We start from the raw sequence: 18901 nt of genomic DNA on the forward strand, positions 1-18901 counted from the left end.
GGTGTGCCAAGGCTGCGCGTAAGCCTATTATTGCGGATGGCGGTATTCGCACGCACGGTGACATTGCCAAATCTATCCGCTTCGGTGCTAGTATGGTCATGATCGGGTCCCTTTTTGCAGGACATATCGAAAGCCCAGGAAAAACTGTCGAAGTTGATGGGGAACAATTCAAAGAATACTATGGTTCGGCATCTCAATACCAAAAAGGAGCCTATAAAAATGTGGAAGGGAAACGCATTTTGCTCCCTGCTAAAGGTCATTTACAAGATACCCTTACTGAAATGGAGCAAGACTTGCAAAGTGCTATCTCCTATGCAGGTGGACGCAGACTTGCTGACCTTAAACACGTTGATTATGTTATCGTGAAAAACTCTATCTGGAATGGAGATGCTTCCCATTAATGGACGCTTAGTCTACCCATAAAAAACTTGTTATTAGAGCAAATTTCTGTTATAATAAAACAAGTTTCCACCCTTAGTGTAATGGATATCACGTAAGATTCCGGTTCTTGAGATGGGGGGTTCGATTCCCTCAGGGTGGATGTAAACAGTCTAAGAAAGCCTTAAATAAGGCTTTTTCTTTATCTCGCCCCAAATTTGCCCCTAAAATTGAAAATTTTATTCTAAAAATGCTCAAATCCTCTCTAGTCCCGTTTTAAAGTGACTCAGGGGGCTTTTTTTGATATAATAAAAGAGACTGTTATCAGTTAGAAAGAGGTTGGTATGAAAGAATTACAAACTGTACTAAAGAAGCGTTTTGCAATCGAATTTGCAGACAAAAACTTACTGGAAACTGCCTTTACTCATACGAGTTATGCCAATGAGCACCGCCTCTTAAAAATTTCACACAATGAGCGCTTGGAATTTTTAGGAGACGCTGTTCTGCAATTATTGATTTCAGAATATCTATATAAAAAATATCCTAAAAAACCTGAGGGCGATTTGTCTAAACTTCGTGCTATGATTGTCCGTGAGGAGAGTTTAGCTGGTTTTGCGCGTGATTGCCAGTTTGATCAGTTTATCAAGCTGGGGCGAGGGGAAGAGAAGTCTGGCGGTCGCAATCGTGACACCATTCTTGGTGATGCCTTTGAAGCCTTTCTCGGTGCCCTTCTGCTGGATAAGGGTGTGGCTAGAGTGAAAGAATTTATCTATCAGGTCATGATTCCAAAGGTAGAAGCTGGTGATTTTGAGATGATTACGGACTACAAGACCCATTTGCAAGAGTTGCTCCAAGTCAATGGTGATGTTGCCATTCGTTATCAGGTTATTTCTGAGAGTGGGCCTGCTCATGATAAGGTGTTTGATGTAGAAGTTCTGGTTGAAGGAAAGAGTATTGGAAAAGGCCAAGGTCGTTCTAAAAAATTAGCAGAGCAAGAGGCCGCCAAAAATGCAGTTGAGAAGGGGCTGGATTCATGTATTTAAAGGAAATTGAGATTCAGGGATTCAAGTCCTTTGCTGACAAGACTAAGGTAGTCTTTGACCAAGGTGTGACAGCTGTCGTTGGGCCCAATGGATCTGGAAAATCAAATATCACAGAAAGTCTGCGATGGGCCTTGGGAGAGTCCAGTGTCAAGAGCCTTCGTGGTGGCAAGATGCCCGATGTCATTTTTGCTGGAACTGAAAGTCGCAAACCACTCAATTATGCTTCTGTTGTCGTGACCTTGGATAATGAAGATGGCTTCATCAAGGATGCAGGGCAAGTCATTAAGGTAGAACGCCATATCTATCGTAGTGGAGATAGCGAATATCGAATTGATGGCAAGAAAGTTCGCTTGCGTGATATTCATGACCTCTTCTTGGATACAGGTTTGGGACGGGATTCCTTCTCCATCATTTCCCAAGGGAAGGTTGAGGAGATATTTAATTCCAAGCCAGAGGAACGCCGTGCTATTTTTGAAGAAGCTGCTGGAGTTTTAAAATACAAGACTCGTCGAAAAGAAACAGAAAGCAAACTGCAACAAACTCAAGACAATCTCGACCGCTTAGAGGACATTATCTATGAGTTGGACAATCAAATCAAGCCCCTTGCAAAACAAGCCGAGAATGCTCGTAAGTTTCTCGACTTGGATGGTCAACGCAAGACGATTTATTTGGATGTACTGGTTGCCCAAATCAAGGAAAACAAGGCTGAACTAGAGCTGACAGAAGAAGAACTAACGCAGGTTCAGGAACTCTTGACCAGTTATTACCAAAAACGTGAAGAGTTAGAGGAAGAAAATCAAACTCTTAAAAAGAAACGCCAAGATCTCCAAGCTGAAATGGCTAAAGACCAAGGAAGCTTAATGGATTTGACTAGTTTGATCAGTGACTTAGAGCGAAAACTAGCCCTGTCCAAACTGGAATCTGAGCAAGTAGCCCTTAATCAACAAGAAGCGCAAGCCCGTTTAGCGACTCTGGAAGATAAGAGAAAGGCTCTAAGTAAGGAAAAGGCTGAAAAAGAAGCGAACTTGGAACAGTTAGAGAAAAGTCTAGCTGCAAACAACAAGGAACTCAATCGCCTAGAAGCAGAGTTGTTGGCATTTTCTGACGATCCTGACCAGATGATCGAGCTCTTGCGTGAACGTTTTGTGGCTCTTTTACAAGAAGAAGCGGATGTCTCAAACCAGTTGACCCGCATAGAGAATGAACTGGAGAACAGCCGTCAGCTGTCTCAAAAACAAGCAGATCAACTTGAGAAACTGAAAGAACAACTGGCTACAGCTAAAGAGAAGGCTAGTCAGCAAAAGGATGAGCTTGAAACTGCCAAGGAGAAAGTTCAGAAATTATTGGCAGACTACCAAGCTAGTGCCAAGGAACAAGAGGAGCAGAAAGTTTCTTACCAAGCCCAGCAGAGCCAACTCTTTGACCGTCTGGACAGTCTCAAAAACAAGCAGGCTCGAGCCCAGAGTTTGGAAAATATCCTAAGAAATCATAGCAATTTTTATGCGGGTGTTAAGAGTGTTCTTCAAGAAAAAGACCGCTTAGGTGGGATTATTGGTGCAGTCAGTGAGCATCTAACTTTTGATGTACATTATCAAAATGCCCTAGAAATTGCGCTTGGAGCTAGCAGTCAGCATATCATCGTAGAAGATGAAAACGCGGCAACCAAGGCAATTGATTTCCTCAAACGTAACAGAGCTGGTCGTGCGACCTTCCTTCCTTTGACAACGATTAAGGCGCGTACAATATCTAGTCAGAATCAAGATGCTATCGCTGCAAGTCCAGGATTTCTGGGTATGGCTGATGAGTTGGTGTCGTTTGACAAGAGACTAGAAGCTATTTTCAAGAACTTGCTAGCAACGACAGCAATTTTTGATACTGTAGAACATGCACGTGCCGCAGCTCGTCAAGTTCGCTATCAGGTTCGCATAGTGACGCTTGATGGTACCGAATTGCGTACAGGTGGTTCCTATGCGGGTGGTGCCAATCGTCAAAACAACAGTATTTTCATCAAGCCAGAGCTGGAGCAATTACAAAGAGAAATTGCTGAAGAAGAAGCTAGTCTGCGTTCAGAAGAAGCGAGTTTGAAGACCTTGCAAGATGAGATGGCGGAATTGGCAGAAAGATTAGAAGCCATCAAATCTCAGGGAGAACAGGCTCGTATCCATGAGCAAGGTTTGTACCTCTCCTATCAACAAACCAGTCAACAAGTTGAAGAACTAGAAACGCTTTGGAAACTTCAAGAAGAGGAATTAAATCGTCTTTCTCTAGGAGATTGGCAAGCGGACAAGGAAAAATGCCAAGAGCGCCTTGCTAGCATTGCCAGTGAAAAGCAAAACCTGGAAGCTGAGATTGAAGAGATTAAGTCCAATAAAAACGCTATTCAAGAACGCTATCAAAACTTGCAGGAACAGATTTCTCAAGCGCGCTTGCTTAAGTCCGAACTGCAAGGACAGAAGCGGTACGAAGTTACTGATATTGAACGCTTAGGCAAGGAACTGGATAATCTGGATATCGAACAAGAGGAAATTCAGCGCCTTCTCCAAGAAAAGGTTGATAATCTTGAGAAAGTGGATACGGATTTGCTAAGTCAGCAGGAGGAAGAGGCCAAAACTCAGAAAACAAACCTCCAACAAGGTTTGATTCGCAAGCAGTTTCAGTTGGATGATATCGAAGGCCAGCTGGATGACATTGCCAGCCATTTGGATCAAGCTCGTCAGCAGAATGAAGAGTGGATTCGTAAGCAAACACGTGCTGAAGCCAAGAATGAAAAGGTCAGCGAACGCTTGCGCTATCTACAAGCTCAATTAACAGACCAGTATCAGATCAGCTACACAGAGGCTCTAGAAAAGGCTCATGAACTGGAAAATCTCAATCTGGCGGAGCAAGAGGTTAAGGATTTAGAGAAGGCTATTCGCTCGCTGGGTCCTGTCAACTTAGACGCTATTGAACAGTACGAAGAAGTCCACAATCGTTTGGATTTCCTAAATAGCCAACGAGATGATATTTTGTCTGCGAAAAACCTGCTCCTTGAGACCATCACAGAGATGAATGATGAGGTTAAGGAACGCTTCAAATCAACCTTTGAAGCTATTCGTGAATCCTTTAAAGTGACCTTTAGACAGATGTTTGGTGGAGGTCAGGCAGACTTGATATTAACTGAGGGCGATCTTTTAACAGCTGGTGTGGAGATTTCTGTTCAACCACCAGGTAAGAAAATCCAGTCACTCAACCTCATGAGTGGTGGTGAAAAAGCCCTATCTGCTCTGGCTCTACTCTTCTCAATCATCCGAGTCAAAACTATTCCTTTTGTTATCTTGGATGAGGTAGAGGCGGCACTAGACGAAGCCAATGTTAAACGTTTTGGGGATTACCTCAATCGTTTTGACAAGGATAGTCAGTTTATCGTTGTGACCCACCGTAAGGGAACAATGGCGGCAGCGGATTCTATCTATGGAGTTACCATGCAAGAATCAGGTGTGTCAAAGATTGTTTCGGTTAAGTTAAAAGACTTGGAAGAAACAGTAAACTAGTTACCAAATGATAGCATCTCTTAGGAGGTGCTATTTTTTAAAACTCATAGCTTGAATTGTCTATCAAGGTCAGTTCAGGAGCAAAAAACGACATTTGGGATTTCCTCTTAGCGAAAAGACTTGCTCTATGATATAATAGTTTCATGATTACAACAGTACCTATTAAGAACGAAAAAGACATTGCAGTACCGGGTAAAACAGTCCTTGTACTAGGTTATTTTGATGGCATCCACAAGGGGCATCAGAAACTTTTTGAGGTGGCCAGCAAGGCTTCGATGAAGGATTATCTGCCAGTTGTCGTGATGACTTTTACAGAGTCACCAAAACTTGCCTTACAACCTTACCAACCTGAGCTCATGCTCCATATCGTCAATCATGAGGAACGGGAGCACAAGATGAAGTGGCACGGAGTAGAGGCTCTTTTCTTACTTGACTTTAGTAGCAAATTTGCTAGTTTAACGGGTCAAGAATTCTTTGATACCTATGTTAGAGCTTTAAAACCAGCCATTATCGTAGCGGGATTTGACTATACCTTTGGCTCTGATAAGAAAACTGCGGATGACCTGAAGGACTATTTTGATGGAGAGATTATCATTGTTCCTCCGGTCGAGGACGAAAAGGGCAAGATTAGTTCCACACGGATTCGTCAAGCTATTCTTGATGGAGATGTCAAGGAAGTCAATCATCTACTCGGCACACCGCTTCCAACCCGTGGGATGGTCGTTCACGGAAATGCTCGTGGGCGTACTATCGGTTATCCAACAGCCAATCTAGTCCTAAGAGATCGAACTTATATGCCAGCAGACGGTGTTTACGTAGTTGATGTAGAAGTACAACGTCAGAGATATCGTGGAATGGCAAGTGTTGGGAAAAATGTTACTTTTGATGGAGAAGAGCCACGTTTTGAAGTCAATATTTTTGATTTTTCAGATGATATTTACGGTGAGACAGTTATGGTCTACTGGCTGGACCGTGTTCGCGATATGGTCAAATTTGACTCCGTAGAGGAACTGGTAGACCAACTCCAGAAAGACGAAGAGATTGCTCGAAACTGGAAGGATGGAGAATAGAAAAGTTTAAAAAAGTGAACCATATTTTGTGTTTGCTTTTTTATTTTTGAAAGAAATTTTAATAGAAAGAAACATAATTGAAGCTTGATTGAATATCTGTTAAAAAAGTGATATTCATAACTTAAAAACAAAAGAAAAGAGAATGAAGGAAACGAGAATCCACTGACAAATATTGAGTATATGATAGAAAGAGCAAAATCATAATTGGTAATTCAAAAATCTTTGGAAGAATTAAAAACCTTAAAAAAATCAATTATGTAGGAGTATTTTGGATAAGATTTGAGACGAGATATCAGTTTTACACTATCATTGTAATTACCGTAATTATTTGTTATAATACTTCAAAGGAGGAAATCAGATGGTAGTAAAAACAAGAAAACAAGGAAATTCAATCACCATTACGATTCCTAGCGAATTCAATATTCCAAGTGGTGTTAAATACGAAGCAAAATTGTTACCAAGTGGTGAAATTATCTTTACTCCTGAAGAATTGGATCATCAGGTCTCTTATGTTTCTGATGATGCCTTTAACTTAAAATTGGATACAATTTTTGATGAATACGATGATGTTTTCAAAGCTTTGGTGGAAAAATGACAGTCTATCTAACAGAAAAGCAAATTGAAAAAATCAATGCTTTAGTAATTCAACGGTATTCTCCAAATGAGCAAATTCAAACAGTTAGTCCTTCAGCGTTAAATATGATTGTGAACTTACCAGAACAATTTGTTTTTGGCAAGCCTCTTTATCCAACAATTTTTGATAAAGCAACAATATTATTTGTCCAATTGATAAAGAAGCATGTCTTTGCAAACGCCAATAAACGAACAGCTTTCTTTGTTTTGGTGAAGTTTTTACACTTAAATAGTTATCGCTTTACTGTTTCCGTGGAAGAAGCGGTTGATATGTGCGTGACTATAGCGGTAGAAGCTTTAACTGATGAAAGAATGATAAGCTACTCTAAATGGGTTTCTCAACATTCTATCAGAGAAAAGGTCAAAAAATAAGATAGTACGCTGGATTGAAATGAGCATAAGAAAAAATGAAAAGACAATATTAGAATTCTGTAATACAGAAACTCTGATATTGTCTCTTTTTATTAAAACACACGATAGACATAAGGATTTTCTGGTTTGTCTACCTTGGTGAAACTCTCAACTTCCAGTGTTGGGAGTTTTTGTTTGAGTTCTTTATGGTAGTGGAGGGTCAGGGTTCCCCTAGCGGTAATCCAGGTATTGTCAGGATACTGGCGTGAATTTCCTTTGGTCAAGAGTCCATATACACCAGAGTCTGCGATACAATGGATTATTCCAAAGCGAAAGAGGAACTGGCTATCTGGATGACTAGGATCGTTATAGACAAAGCCTGTAAACTCGATTTTCTTTCCTTCAAACTCTTGTGGATAGTCATAGAGAACTTCCATGACCTCCATATAGTTTTCATCTGTAACCTGAATGGTTGGCAGGGATAGGTATTTGTCAGCTGTTGTCCTCATTTCCTTTTCATAAGCAGACTTGGAAAAATAGGTACTGCTATCGGGTTTGAGGTATTGACTGGATGTGCCTTCGCTTGCCTGAATAGCTGTGTCGATTCCCTCAGAGAGTGGGAAATGATAGCCTTTGGCAGATACGGTTCTCGAGTCTAAACTTACTGTCGGAAAGGCAATTCCAATCAAGAGAGGTAGTGACAGTAACAGGATGCTGATTTGTCTAGCTTGACGACTTTCCATATGGCTGCGAGAGTTGATTTTCTTAATCCAGATGTAGAATTGGACCAGAGCCAACAGAAGAGAAAGGACCATTGAGATATAGACTAGATAGGAATAGTGGAGGTTGATGTAGTGGCTAAGCTTGCCAGATAGCTGCAGATACAGAGTTAGGACAAAATAGCCCAGTAAAATGATAAATCGAATCATAGCATCACTCCTATCATGTAAGAATAAAGCAAGATAAACACTGTCACGATGCCCATGAATTGCCAGATGAAGTTGGTCTTTAAGTAGTGTTTCATCATGAGGAGATTTTTGATATCAAGCATGGGCCCAATGACTAGAAAAGCAAGGACTGGTGCTAGACCAAAGCTCGAGAGGAGAGAAGCGCCGATAAAGGCGTCCGCCTCACTACAGAGGGAAAGGAGAAAGGCAAGAAGCATAAGCAGGAGAATCGCAAGGATTGGACTAGCACTGATAGAGGTCAGGATCCGAGTCGGGACATAGACCTGCACGATAGCCGCAAAGAGACAGCCAAAGACCAAGTAACGCCCCATATCGAAAAACTCATCAATAGCCTGTATAAGGACCTGAAAGACTTTTCTAGCAGGAGTCAAGTGTGAAAAGTCATGTTCATGACAAGTGATAGGATTCTCTTTTTGAATGGGTTCCTTCCAGAAAAATCCTAGGAAAATTCCAAGCACCAAAGCAATCACAATGGCTCCCAGAGCTCGCAAGAAGGTAATTTTCAAGGAATTACCAAAGGCAGAATAAGTAGCGAAAAGAACGATAGGATTGATGATGGGAGCAGTCACCAGAAAAGGAACCGCTGTGTAGCTGGGCACTTTCTTTTCCAGAAAACGATTGATAATCGGAATGATTCCACACTCGCAAGAAGGAAAGAGAAAGCCAATGAAGGTACCAAAAAAGATCCTCCCCCAACGATTGCGAGGGAGAAACTCATAAACTTTATCAGGTGTGATATAGACCTCAATCAATCCCGAAATGAGACTCCCAATCAAGATAAAAGGAAGGGCTTCAATCATGATGGAGAGAAAAATAGCTCCCGCTTGTAATACACTAGGAGGAAGAGATTGGAAAATCGTCATCTATTTTTTCTTCTCAACTTTTTCTTTTTTGTCTTTGTCATCTGGGAAACTGACTTGTGTTAAGTCAGGAAGTTTGGCGAATTCTTCAAACATCTTATCCAAGTCGTCGGTTTTTGTAAATTTAACAGCCATGGGCCTACCTCTTTTCTAAATGTTACCTCTATTATACTATTATTTTGCGGAAAAGGGATTATTTTTATTTTGATAATCAAAGAGGTAAAAACAGGTAAGGTGAAACAAGCCTTGTACCTTATGGTATAATAGGTTTATGGATAAAAAATATGAAAAAATCTCCCAAGATTTGGGTGTAACCTTAAAGCAAATCGATACCGTTCTAAGTTTGACTGCCGAAGGGGCGACGATTCCCTTTATCGCGCGTTATAGGAAGGACATGACTGGTAGTCTGGATGAGGTGGCGATTAAGGCCATTATCGACTTGGATAAAAGCCTGACTAATCTAAATGACCGCAAGGAAGCAGTCTTGGCTAAGATTCAAGAACAAGGCAAACTAACTAAGGAATTGGAAGCGGCTATTCTGGCAGCTGAGAAATTAGCAGACGTAGAAGAACTCTACCTTCCTTATAAGGAAAAACGCCGAACCAAGGCAACCATTGCCCGTGAAGCTGGGCTCTTTCCTCTTGCTCGCTTGATCTTGCAAAACGTAGCTGACTTAGAGAAAGAGGCCGAAAAGTTTGTCTGTGAAGGATTTACGACTGGTCAAGAAACCTTAGCTGGCGCTGTTGATATCTTGGTAGAAGCCCTATCTGAAGATGTCAATCTACGTGCTATGACCTATCAGGAAGTGTTGAGACATTCTAAAATCACCTCGCAAGTCAAGGATGAAAGTCTCGATGAAAAACAAGTTTTTCAGATATATTACGATTTCTCAGAGACAGTTGGCAACATGCAGGGCTATCGTACCTTGGCCCTCAACCGTGGGGAAAAATTAGGCATCTTAAAAGTTGGCTTTGAACATGCAACGGATCGTATTCTAGCTTTCTTTGCTGCCCGTTTCAAGGTGAAAAATGCCTATATTGATGAAGTTGTTCAACAGTCAGTTAAGAAAAAGGTCTTGCCTGCTATCGAGCGCCGTATTCGGACAGAATTAACCGAAAAGGCAGAAGAAGGGGCAATCCACCTCTTTTCTGACAACCTGCGTAATCTCCTCTTGGTTGCTCCGCTAAAAGGGCGCGTGGTTTTAGGATTTGATCCTGCCTTTCGTACAGGTGCCAAGCTAGCCGTTGTTGATGCGACAGGGAAGATGCTAACAACGCAAGTCATTTATCCAGTAAAACCAGCATCAGTTCGCCAAATCGAAGAAGCCAAGAAAGATTTGTCAGACTTGATTGGTCAGTATGGCGTGGAAATTATTGCCATTGGAAATGGGACGGCCAGTCGGGAAAGTGAAGCCTTTGTGGCGGAAGTTCTGAAAGATTTTCCAGAAGTCAGCTATGTTATCGTCAATGAAAGTGGCGCTTCCGTTTACTCTGCCAGTGAACTTGCTCGTCAGGAGTTTCCAGAATTAACTGTTGAAAAACGCTCGGCTATCTCTATCGCCCGTCGTTTGCAAGATCCCCTTGCTGAATTGGTCAAAATTGATCCCAAGTCAATCGGTGTCGGTCAGTACCAGCACGATGTCAGTCAGAAGAAACTGTCTGAAAGTCTGGATTTTGTCGTCGATACCGTGGTCAACCAAGTTGGTGTCAATGTCAATACAGCTAGCCCAGCTCTTCTTTCACACGTAGCTGGCCTCAATAAAACTATTTCTGAAAATATTGTCAAATACCGTGAAGAAGAGGGAAAAATCACTTCACGCGCTCAAATCAAGAAGGTTCCTCGTCTGGGTGCCAAGGCCTTTGAGCAGGCTGCTGGTTTCCTCCGTATCCCTGAAAGTAGCAATATCCTAGATAATACTGGAGTTCACCCAGAAAACTATGCTGCAGTTAAGGAACTCTTCAAACGTTTAGATATTAAAGACCTAAACGAAGAAGCCCAAAATAAGCTTAAGTCCCTTTCTGTCAAGGAAATGGCGCAAGAACTAGACCTCGGTCCAGAAACCCTTAAAGATATCATTGCCGACCTTCTCAAACCAGGTCGAGATTTCCGTGACTCTTTTGATGCTCCAGTTCTCCGTCAAGATGTCTTGAATATCAAAGACTTAAAAGTCGGCCAGAAGCTGGAAGGTGTGGTGCGTAATGTCGTTGACTTCGGTGCCTTCGTTGATATCGGGATTCACGAGGACGGCTTGATTCATATTTCCCATATGAGTCGTAAATTTATCAAACACCCCAGCCAAGTGGTGTCAGTGGGAGATTTGGTAACGGTCTGGGTTAAGAAAATCGATACTGAACGTGAAAAAGTCAATCTGTCGCTCCTAGCTCCAGATGAAACTAACTGAGTACGTTCAGTCTGTTTCACTAGAAGACTTTGGTAGACCTTTCACGCACCAAGCCCAGTGGAATTCTCGTCTGCGAACGACAGGTGGGCGATTTTTCCCCAAGGATGGGCATTTGGATTTTAATCCCAAGGTTTATAATGAACTAGGTTTGGAAGTCTTTCGCAAAATCGTGCGCCATGAACTCTGTCACTATCACCTTTATTTTCAGAAAAAGGGTTATCGCCATAAGGACCGAGATTTTAAGGAACTTTTGAAAGAAGTGGATGGACTGCGCTATGTACCACCCTTGAAAACACAATCTCAAAGTGCCCACCTAGTCTATCAGTGCCAATCTTGCCAGCAAAGTTATCAGCGTAAGAGAAGAATTGATACCAAACGCTATCGATGTGGAGTTTGTCGAGGTAAACTCGTCATCATAAATCGGCCTAAGGACTGATGTTGATAGTTCTGATTCATGCTATACTACTTGTAAGAATACCGAAAGAGGAAACAATCATGAATACAAAATTTTATAAAATGAGACGAAATCGTATGGTGTCAGGAGTTTTAGCTGGTCTATCAGACAAGTGGAATTTTGATGTAACCCTAGTCCGCTTTCTCTTTGCCATTTTTACCGTGGCAAATTTTGGAATTGGTGTGATAATCTACATCATCCTTGCCTCTATCCTGCCAACTAAGGAAGAAATCGAAGCTGAAATGTACGGAACAGGACCACGCAAACGCAAGGAAGCCCAAGCCATTGAAGACAATGATGGTTGGTTTTGGTAAGGTAAATCTACGATAACAAAAGTTTTGCTACATTACTACAAGAGAAAAGAAGGTATTAGCATGCTTAGAAAATACTTTAAAAACTATAAATGGACGGATGTGTTCTGGATTCTATTTATTTTGATTACTAGTTTTCTATCAACCAATAATTACTTATACCACTTAACGAAACAGGATTTTTCAGAAGAAGGTTGTATTTTAGCAATTCCTTTGTTTCTTTTTCATTTTTTCTTCATTGATAAATTCATCATTTCTAGACGAAATCAAAAAGATGAATAACTTTTAACCCTTGTATCTGCAAGGGTTTTCTTCTTGCCTTTCTTTTATGGTAAAATGTTGATAGCGAAATTGCTTGATATTCTTCTATCTTACAAAAATGTAAGATTAAAGTCTCTTTTGTAAGGTTAGGTTATGGCAAGTCACCTTTTTTTGCGATAAACTAGACTCATAAAGAACAAAGGAGTAAAACCATGAAAAGAATTTTACAAAAGAAAAGAAGAAAACCAAGTCAAAAAGATATCGAGCGTGTTCAACTAGGATGCGCTATGATGCAAGCACAGTTTCAATTGATGGGATATTAAGAAGGAGAAAATCATGACACTTTTAGATGTAAAACACGTTCAAAAAATCTACAAAACACGTTTCCAAGGCAACCAAGTAGAGGCTCTTAAAGACATTCACTTTACAGTAGAAAAGGGTGACTACGTTGCTATCATGGGAGAGTCTGGATCAGGGAAGTCTACCTTGCTCAACATCCTAGCTATGCTTGACAAACCAACTCGCGGGCAGGTTTACCTAAACGGAACAGACACAGCAACCATTAAAAATTCTCAGGCTTCGAGCTTCCGTCGTGAGAAGTTAGGCTTCGTCTTCCAAGACTTTAACCTGCTAGATACCTTGTCTGTTAAGGACAATATCTTGCTTCCGCTAGTATTATCACGAAAACCTATCACGGAGATGATGAAAAAATTGGTAGTAACCGCTGAAAATTTGGGTATCAACCAATTGCAAGAGAAGTACCCTTACGAGATTTCAGGTGGTCAAAAACAGCGGGTAGCAGTTGCACGCGCTATCATCACAGAGCCTGAAATTCTTCTTGCGGATGAGCCGACTGGAGCCCTTGATTCCAAGTCATCTGCAGCTCTTCTAGATGTTTTTGATGAAATCAATGAGCGAGGCCAAACTATTCTTATGGTGACTCACTCAACCGCAGCAGCCAGCAGAGCCAAACGCGTTCTCTTTATCAAGGACGGAATCCTCTATAACCAAATCTACCGTGGAGAAAAGACAGAACGTCAGATGTTCCAGGAAATCTCTGATACCTTGACAGTCATGGCAAGCGAGGTGAATTAGTATGTTTCGATTGACCAATAAGTTAGCGGTTTCGAACTTAATCAAAAACCGCAAACTCTACTATCCCTTTGCTTTAGCAGTTCTCTTAGCTGTGACCATCACTTATCTCTTTTACTCATTGACACTTAACCCTAATATTGGCAAGATTCGAGGGGGAGAGACTATCTCCATGACGCTTGGTCTTGGTATGGTGATTGTCACTATAGCCTCTGCCATCATCGTCTTTTATGCCAATAGTTTCGTCATGAAAAACCGTTCCAAAGAACTAGGGATTTATGGCATGTTAGGATTAGAAAAACGCCATTTGATCAGTATGGTCTTTAAGGAGCTCCTTATTTTTGGCTCCCTAACCTTGACAGCTGGACTTGGCCTAGGAGCTCTCTTTGATAAGCTCATCTTTGCTCTGCTTCTGAAGCTAATGAATATGAAGGTGGAGCTCGTAGCGACCTTCCAACCAAGCGTCTTTATCCTAGTTACCCTTATTTTTGGAGCTATTTTCCTAGGTTTGGTTTTTATCAATGCCTTTCGTATTGCACGCATGAATGCCCTACAGCTCTCTCGTGAGAAGGCCAGTGGTGAGAAAAAAGGACGTTTCTTGGGCTTGCAAACGATTCTTGGATTAATCAGTTTGGGTTCAGGATACTACCTAGCAGTGACAGTTGAAAATCCTTTAACTGCACTCATAATTTTCTTTGTAGCAGTCTTGCTGGTAATCTTTGGTACCTATCTCTTGTTTAATGCAGGGATTACAGTATTCCTACAAATCTTGAAGAAAAACAAGCGTTATTATTACCAACCCAACAACATGATTTCCGTATCCAATCTCATCTTTCGAATGAAGAAAAATGCTGTTGGTTTGGCAACTATTGCCATCCTTTCAACCATGGTCTTGGTAACCATGTCAGCAGCAACCAGTATCTTCTCGGCTTCTGAAACTTTCAAGAAATTCATGAATCCACATGATTTTGGAATTACAGGGCGAAATGTTGAAAAAGAAGATTTAGATAAACTTTTGAGTCAATATGCTAGTGATAAGGGATTAACTGTCACCAAAAAAGAAGTCTTTCGTCATAGCAGTTTTGGTATCGAGAGCCAAGATGGAACCAAGCTCCGTATCTTTACAAAGGGGAATAACTTCGTTCAGCCGAAAACCATTTTTATGGTCTTTGACCAAAAAGACTATGAAAACATGACTGGTCAAAAACTCCCTCTTTCAGGCAATGAAGTCGGCTTGTTTACCAAGAATAAGGTGCTTGAAGGACAGAAAGAACTCACTCTAAATGACCAGACCTACACTGTTAAAGAAGAAATTAAAAATGATTTTATTCTGGAACATGTGCCAAATCAGTATAACATTCTCACATCGGACTACAATTATCTTGTTGTCCCTAATCTGCAAGCCTTTATTGATCACTATCCTGATTCCTCTCTCTTTGATCAACTTTATGGTGGTATGAATGTAACAGCTAGTGAGGAAGAACAGCTCAAACTCGCCGACGACTTTACAGAATACCTTCGTAACTTCAATAGAGACTTAAACAAAGAGGGAAGCTATGTATTTGGAAGCAATTTGGCTGATAGCAGTGCGCAAATAAGTGCCCTTTATGGAGGTGTCTTCTTCATCGGTATCTTCCTTTCTATCATCTTTATGGTGGGAACAGTCCTCGTTATTTACTACAAACAAATTTCTGAAGGCTATGAAGACCGTGAACGTTTCATCATTTTGCAAAAGGTCGGTCTCGATCAAAAGCAAATCAAGCAAACCATCAACAAACAGGTCCTAACTGTTTTCTTCCTCCCATTGCTATTTGCCTTTCTACACCTTGCCTTTGCCTATCACATGCTTAGCCTCATCCTAAAAGTTATTGGTGTGCTAGATGCGACCATGATGTTGACCGTTACACTTTCCATTTGTGCCATCTTCCTCATCGTCTATGTCTTAATCTTTATGATTACCTCAAGAAGCTATCGCAAGATTGTACAAATGTAAAAAAAGATACCTCGATGCTTGTCGAGGTATTTCTTTTATCTTAAAAGCTGAAGAGTTGTCCCAAGAGGAAGGTTACCCCCATAGTCAGAAGTCCGATACAGAGGTTACGGATCATAGCAGTTTTCGTAGGAGCCTTTCCTAGTTTAGCACTGGTATAGCCAGTGACGAGAAGGGAAAGGGCTACGATAAAAACAGTAGCAGGAATGCGATAGTCACTTGGAAAGACGGTGATTGAAAGCATAGGAGGAAGACTTCCCAGTACAAAGGCGATAAAGCTAGAGATTGCAGCATGCCAAGGATTGGTAAACTCTTCGTACTCGATACCGTATTTTTCCTCAACCAAGGCTTTGAGTGGATTTTTTAAAAAGGCCTTGTTGGTCAAGAGTTGGGCGGACGTTTCACACTCACCATTTTGAAGATAAGCAGCATAGAGGGATTGTTTTGCTGATTCCATATCTTTATCCAAGAGCAATTGCTCTCTAGCGACAGCGGCTTCTTCCGTGTCTTTCTGAGTGGATACTGAGACATATTCGCCACCTGCCATAGAAAAAGCACCAGCGAGGATAGCGGCTAGTCCAGATAAAAAGATTATCCAGATATTGTTTGTCGCACTGGCAACTCCGATAACGACTCCAGCGATGGAAATAATCCCATCATTGGCACCGAGAACACCCGCGCGTAGGATATTGAGTCGTCCTGCAAAGTTTGCATCAATTTCATGTTTCATTTCTGTCATAGTCATCTCCTTTCTTTTCATTATAGAGAAAAGAGTAGGGGAATACAATCTTTTTAAACTATATGAAAAAAGTTCTACGATTCTAATTTTTAAGACCTTTTTCACTTTACAGAAAAAGCACGGAAATACAGTAACCAATCCTCATAGACTCGTCATTTTTCAGCTTATCTATGGTATAATAGAAGGTAGATTTATCATTTGGAGTATGAAGGATTTTATGATTAAACTTGTAGCAACCGATATGGATGGTACCTTTCTAGATGGAGAGGGTCGGTTTGATATGGAACGCCTTAAAAACTTACTTGTTTCCTACAAGGAAAAGGGGATTTATTTTGCTGTGGCTTCAGGTCGTGGTATTCTGTCCCTGAAAAAGTTGTTTGCGGATGTGCGTGATGAAGTGATTTTTATAGCTGAAAATGGGAGCTATGTTGAGTTTCATGGTGAGGATATGTACGAGGCTACTATGTCTCGGGACTTTTACTTGAGCACTTTTGAAGCCTTAAAGAAATCGCCCTATTTTGATGAAAGAAAAATGCTCCTGACTGGGAAAAAAGCTTGTTATGTATTGGATACAGTGGATGAGACCTATCTCATGTTTAGCCGTCACTACAATGAAAACATTCAAAAAGTAGCTAGTTTAGAAGATATCACAGATGAGATTTTTAAATTCACTACTAATTTTACTGAAGAAACGATAGAAGCTGGAGAGGCCTGGGTCAACGAAAATGTTCCTGGTGTGAAAGCCATGACAACTGGTTTTGAATCCATTGATATTGTCATGGACTACGTTGATAGGGTGTGGCTATTGTTGAGCTAGCCAAAAAACTGGGGCTTAGCATGGATCAGGTCATGGCTTTTGGCGATAATCTCAATGACCTTCACATGATGCAGGTCGTCGGGCATCCAATCGCTCCTGAAAACGCGCGACCAGAGATTTTAGAATTATCAGAGACGGTGATTGGCCACCATAAGGACCAGTCAGTAATGGCTTATATGGAGGGCTTGTAATGGCAGATATTAAATTGATTGCACTTGATTTGGATGGCACCTTGCTGACAACGGATAAAAAGCTGACAGATCGTACCAAGGCGGTCCTCAAAGCTGCGCGTGATCGTGGCATTAAGATCGTACTGACAACAGGGCGTCCTTTGAAGGCTATGGATTTCTTTCTCAAGGAGTTGGGAACAGATGGACAGGAGGATGAGTACACTATCACCTTTAATGGAGGACTTGTTCAGAAAAATACGGGCGAGATTCTCGATAAAACAGTCTTTTCAATCGACGATGTGGCACGATTGTACGAGGAAACTGAAAAACTAGGGTTGCCGTTAGATGCCATTTCAGAAGGAACAGTCTATCAAATCCAATCAGACCAAGAAAGTCTCTATGCTAAGTTTAATCCAGCACTGACTTTCGTGCCAGTCGATTTTGAAGAGTTATCTAGTCAAATAACTTATAATAAATGCGTGACTGCCTTTGCCCAAGAACCCTTGGATGCAGCGATTCAACAGATTTCTCCTGAATTGTTTGACCAATATGAAATCTTCAAATCCCGTGAACTCTTATTGGAATGGTCACCAAAAAACGTCCACAAGGCAACAGGTTTAGCGAAATTAATTAAACACCTAGGAATCGATCAAAGTCAAGTCATGGCTTGTGGGGACGAGGCCAATGACCTTTCTATGATAGAGTGGGCAGGTCTGGGAGTTGCCATGCAAAATGCAGTTCCTGCAGTTAAAGAAGTTGCCAATGTCATTACCCCGATGACCAACGACGAGGAAGCCGTTGCTTGGGCTATTGAAGAATACGTGCTAAAGGAGAATTAAAATATGGGATTATTTGACCGTTTATTCGGGAAAAAAGAAGAACCGAAAATCGAAGATATTGTAAAAGAAGCTCTGGAAAATATTGATTTGTCAGAAGAGGTTGAAGAAAACCAAACGGCAGTCGAAGAAGCTTCTCAGGAAGAGACAACAAGAGAAAAAGGGGAAGAAACACTTGCTCAAGAAGAGCTTCCTCAAGTCTCGACAGAAGAAGTGATTGAGCCAGAAGCATTCGAAGAAACTGCTCAGGAAGAGATTGAGCTAGAAGTTGATGAGACAGAGCAAAGCCAAGAGCCTGAAGAATTTTTCGAAGAAGAGAGCCAAAAATCTCTAGAAACTGGAGAAGAGCAAGCTTTTGAAGTAGTAGAAGAATATCCACGAGTTGAAGAAACGGTTCAGGAAAAATATGACCGCAGTCTCAAGAAAACGCGTACGGGATTCGGAGCACGCTTGAATGCCTTCTTTGCCAACTTCCGTTCTGTCGATGAAGACTTTTTTGAAGAATTAGAAGAACTGCTCATCATGAGCGACGTCGGTGTGCAGGTCGCTTCAAACTTAACAGAAGAACTACGCTATGAAGCTAAACTCGAAAATGCTAAGAAACCTGACGCACTTCGCCGTGTCATTATCGAGAAATTGGTTGAGCTCTACGAAAAGGATGGCAATTACGATGAACAAATCCATTTCCAAGATGGCTTGACAGTTATGCTCTTTGTTGGAGTCAATGGCGTTGGTAAAACCACCTCTATCGGAAAATTAGCTCATCGCTACAAACAAGCTGGCAAGAAGGTCATGTTGGTTGCGGCAGATACATTCCGTGCTGGAGCTGTTGCCCAGTTAGTAGAATGGGGCCGCCGTGTTGATGTTCCTGTTGTGACGGGGCCTGAAAAAGCTGATCCAGCAAGTGTGGTCTTTGATGGGATGGAACGTGCCGTAGCAGAAGGAATTGATATTCTCATGATTGATACAGCAGGTCGTCTGCAAAACAAGGAAAACC

The 18901-nt window shown here is 41.4% G+C and carries 17 protein-coding genes, 1 tRNA gene and 1 pseudogene; 15 read left to right on the forward strand and 4 right to left on the reverse strand.

Annotated features, from left to right (window positions below; all coding sequences use genetic code 11):
- From SORDD24_RS11555 to SORDD24_RS02225, 7 genes are all read left to right on the forward strand, one after another.
- A partial coding sequence (locus tag SORDD24_RS11555; RefSeq protein ID WP_231082658.1) for an IMP dehydrogenase occupies positions 1-401 on the forward strand: 401 nt, incomplete at its 5' end.
- 67 nt (positions 402-468) lie between these two features.
- Positions 469-541 (forward strand) — tRNA-Arg (locus tag SORDD24_RS02200).
- Positions 542-722: 181 nt separating this feature from the next.
- Entirely contained in the window at positions 723-1421 is a 699-nt protein-coding gene (gene rnc, locus SORDD24_RS02205; RefSeq protein WP_061407057.1) for a ribonuclease III, read from the forward strand.
- The gene (gene smc / locus SORDD24_RS02210; protein ID WP_061407059.1) at positions 1412-4951 is read left to right on the forward strand and encodes a chromosome segregation protein SMC; all 3540 of its coding nucleotides are present in this window, start codon (positions 1412-1414) and stop codon (positions 4949-4951) included. Before rnc ends, smc begins: the two co-directional genes overlap by 10 nt.
- Before the next feature lie 143 nt (positions 4952-5094).
- Positions 5095-6021 carry a bifunctional riboflavin kinase/FAD synthetase gene (locus SORDD24_RS02215; RefSeq protein ID WP_061407061.1) on the forward strand — a complete coding sequence of 309 codons (927 nt, stop codon included), beginning with the start codon at positions 5095-5097 and terminating at the stop codon, positions 6019-6021.
- Between the two features lie 358 nt (positions 6022-6379).
- A complete protein-coding gene (locus tag SORDD24_RS02220; protein ID WP_000260600.1) occupies positions 6380-6616 on the forward strand; it encodes an AbrB family transcriptional regulator in 237 nt (78 codons plus the stop codon).
- Positions 6613-7026, forward strand: a complete 414-nt coding sequence (locus tag SORDD24_RS02225) for a type II toxin-antitoxin system death-on-curing family toxin (protein ID WP_061407063.1) — start codon at positions 6613-6615, stop codon at positions 7024-7026. Before SORDD24_RS02220 ends, SORDD24_RS02225 begins: the two co-directional genes overlap by 4 nt.
- 92 nt (positions 7027-7118) lie before the next feature.
- Here SORDD24_RS02225 and SORDD24_RS02230 read toward each other — a convergent pair whose 3' ends face one another.
- From SORDD24_RS02230 to SORDD24_RS11915, 3 genes are read right to left on the reverse strand one after another with little or no spacing between them, the layout of a single operon-like run.
- A complete protein-coding gene (locus SORDD24_RS02230) occupies positions 7119-7934 on the reverse strand; it encodes a TIGR03943 family putative permease subunit (protein ID WP_061407065.1) in 816 nt (271 codons plus the stop codon).
- Positions 7931-8836, reverse strand: coding sequence for a permease (locus SORDD24_RS02235; RefSeq protein WP_061407067.1), 906 nt, complete (start codon positions 8834-8836; stop codon positions 7931-7933). The genes SORDD24_RS02230 and SORDD24_RS02235 overlap by 4 nt, the downstream gene beginning before the upstream one ends.
- Positions 8837-8968, reverse strand: a complete 132-nt coding sequence (locus tag SORDD24_RS11915) for an SPJ_0845 family protein (RefSeq protein WP_049505878.1) — start codon at positions 8966-8968, stop codon at positions 8837-8839.
- Between the two features lie 136 nt (positions 8969-9104).
- On the opposite strand from SORDD24_RS11915, the gene SORDD24_RS02245 reads away from it, so the two are divergent.
- The 5 genes from SORDD24_RS02245 to SORDD24_RS02270 all read left to right on the forward strand — a co-directional run bounded on the left by SORDD24_RS02245 (position 9105) and on the right by SORDD24_RS02270 (position 15345).
- Complete coding sequence (locus SORDD24_RS02245; RefSeq protein ID WP_061407068.1) at positions 9105-11234, forward strand: Tex family protein; 2130 nt, start codon at positions 9105-9107, stop codon at positions 11232-11234.
- Entirely contained in the window at positions 11221-11670 is a 450-nt protein-coding gene (locus SORDD24_RS02250; protein ID WP_061407070.1) for a SprT family protein, read from the forward strand. The genes SORDD24_RS02245 and SORDD24_RS02250 overlap by 14 nt, the downstream gene beginning before the upstream one ends.
- Before the next feature lie 59 nt (positions 11671-11729).
- The gene (locus SORDD24_RS02255; RefSeq protein WP_001092797.1) at positions 11730-12002 is read left to right on the forward strand and encodes a PspC domain-containing protein; all 273 of its coding nucleotides are present in this window, start codon (positions 11730-11732) and stop codon (positions 12000-12002) included.
- A 594-nt stretch (positions 12003-12596) separates the two neighbouring features.
- Positions 12597-13355, forward strand: a complete 759-nt coding sequence (locus tag SORDD24_RS02265; RefSeq protein WP_000173370.1) for an ABC transporter ATP-binding protein — start codon at positions 12597-12599, stop codon at positions 13353-13355.
- Between the two features lies 1 nt (position 13356).
- Positions 13357-15345, forward strand: coding sequence for an FtsX-like permease family protein (locus SORDD24_RS02270; RefSeq protein ID WP_061407075.1), 1989 nt, complete (start codon positions 13357-13359; stop codon positions 15343-15345).
- 40 nt (positions 15346-15385) lie between these two features.
- Here SORDD24_RS02270 and SORDD24_RS02275 read toward each other — a convergent pair whose 3' ends face one another.
- On the reverse strand, positions 15386-16081 hold the full coding sequence (locus SORDD24_RS02275) for a VIT1/CCC1 transporter family protein (RefSeq protein WP_061407077.1): 696 nt from the start codon (positions 16079-16081) through the stop codon (positions 15386-15388).
- 217 nt (positions 16082-16298) lie between these two features.
- Here SORDD24_RS02275 and SORDD24_RS02280 point away from each other — a divergent pair.
- The 3 genes and pseudogenes from SORDD24_RS02280 to SORDD24_RS12015 form a co-directional block, all read left to right on the forward strand.
- A pseudogene (locus SORDD24_RS02280) lies at positions 16299-17089 on the forward strand (Cof-type HAD-IIB family hydrolase).
- Complete coding sequence (locus SORDD24_RS02285) at positions 17089-17907, forward strand: Cof-type HAD-IIB family hydrolase (RefSeq protein WP_061407079.1); 819 nt, start codon at positions 17089-17091, stop codon at positions 17905-17907. Before SORDD24_RS02280 ends, SORDD24_RS02285 begins: the two are co-directional and overlap by 1 nt.
- 3 nt (positions 17908-17910) lie before the next feature.
- A partial coding sequence (locus tag SORDD24_RS12015) for a signal recognition particle receptor subunit alpha (protein WP_061407081.1) occupies positions 17911-18901 on the forward strand: 991 nt, incomplete at its 3' end.

It is taken from the genome of Streptococcus oralis, from assembly GCF_001579175.1.
GTDB lineage: Bacteria > Bacillota > Bacilli > Lactobacillales > Streptococcaceae > Streptococcus > Streptococcus oralis_O.

What these genes read in the sequence shown, in the direction of transcription:
- SORDD24_RS02265 (WP_000173370.1), top strand. Translation starts at nt 12,597, where the DNA reads ATGACACTTTTAGATGTAAAACACGTTCAAAAAATCTACAAAACACGT.
- smc (WP_061407059.1), top strand. Translation starts at nt 1,412, where the DNA reads ATGTATTTAAAGGAAATTGAGATTCAGGGATTCAAGTCCTTTGCTGAC.
- SORDD24_RS02215 (WP_061407061.1), top strand. Translation starts at nt 5,095, where the DNA reads ATGATTACAACAGTACCTATTAAGAACGAAAAAGACATTGCAGTACCG.
- SORDD24_RS02275 (WP_061407077.1), bottom strand. Translation starts at nt 16,081, where the DNA reads ATGACAGAAATGAAACATGAAATTGATGCAAACTTTGCAGGACGACTC.
- SORDD24_RS02245 (WP_061407068.1), top strand. Translation starts at nt 9,105, where the DNA reads ATGGATAAAAAATATGAAAAAATCTCCCAAGATTTGGGTGTAACCTTA.
- SORDD24_RS11915 (WP_049505878.1), bottom strand. Translation starts at nt 8,968, where the DNA reads ATGGCTGTTAAATTTACAAAAACCGACGACTTGGATAAGATGTTTGAA.
- SORDD24_RS02250 (WP_061407070.1), top strand. Translation starts at nt 11,221, where the DNA reads ATGAAACTAACTGAGTACGTTCAGTCTGTTTCACTAGAAGACTTTGGT.
- SORDD24_RS02270 (WP_061407075.1), top strand. Translation starts at nt 13,357, where the DNA reads ATGTTTCGATTGACCAATAAGTTAGCGGTTTCGAACTTAATCAAAAAC.
- SORDD24_RS02225 (WP_061407063.1), top strand. Translation starts at nt 6,613, where the DNA reads ATGACAGTCTATCTAACAGAAAAGCAAATTGAAAAAATCAATGCTTTA.
- SORDD24_RS02220 (WP_000260600.1), top strand. Translation starts at nt 6,380, where the DNA reads ATGGTAGTAAAAACAAGAAAACAAGGAAATTCAATCACCATTACGATT.
- SORDD24_RS02285 (WP_061407079.1), top strand. Translation starts at nt 17,089, where the DNA reads ATGGCAGATATTAAATTGATTGCACTTGATTTGGATGGCACCTTGCTG.
- SORDD24_RS02235 (WP_061407067.1), bottom strand. Translation starts at nt 8,836, where the DNA reads ATGACGATTTTCCAATCTCTTCCTCCTAGTGTATTACAAGCGGGAGCT.
- SORDD24_RS02255 (WP_001092797.1), top strand. Translation starts at nt 11,730, where the DNA reads ATGAATACAAAATTTTATAAAATGAGACGAAATCGTATGGTGTCAGGA.
- SORDD24_RS02230 (WP_061407065.1), bottom strand. Translation starts at nt 7,934, where the DNA reads ATGATTCGATTTATCATTTTACTGGGCTATTTTGTCCTAACTCTGTAT.
- rnc (WP_061407057.1), top strand. Translation starts at nt 723, where the DNA reads ATGAAAGAATTACAAACTGTACTAAAGAAGCGTTTTGCAATCGAATTT.